Below are 344 nucleotides of genomic sequence, written 5' to 3' on the forward strand. Positions count from 1 at the left end.
TAGTGATTTCGGCTGCATTTATCAAACGCTCACCGGCTACTTTATCAACCTTATTAGTCTGCAAAAGTTTTCCCATTTCAGCTGTTAACGCTTTCGTGGTTCCTCCGGTGGTCAGGTCGTTCACCAATATTGTATTTAGCGATAATTGAACCGTTTCTATTGCATCAACTAACTCCTGAACCGTGTCTAAATTGATATTATCAGAAGTAAGAATTACGTTAATTGCATCGATTCGACTTTGTAATATTTTGCCCTGTTCTGCTGATAGTAATGATGTTGTGCCACCGGTTATTACATCATTAACAATGTTCAGGTATTGCCCGGCAATTTTGACAAACTCATTT

At 38.4% G+C, this 344-nt stretch carries 1 protein-coding gene; it reads right to left on the reverse strand.

All coding sequences use genetic code 11. The features are described 5' to 3' along the window. Positions 1-344 (reverse strand): hypothetical protein (locus J3495_RS19565; protein ID WP_210668573.1); only part of this gene is annotated, 344 nt, incomplete at both ends.

The organism is Flavobacterium geliluteum (genome assembly GCF_017948595.1).
GTDB classification, from domain to species: Bacteria; Bacteroidota; Bacteroidia; order Flavobacteriales; family Flavobacteriaceae; genus Flavobacterium; species Flavobacterium flavipigmentatum.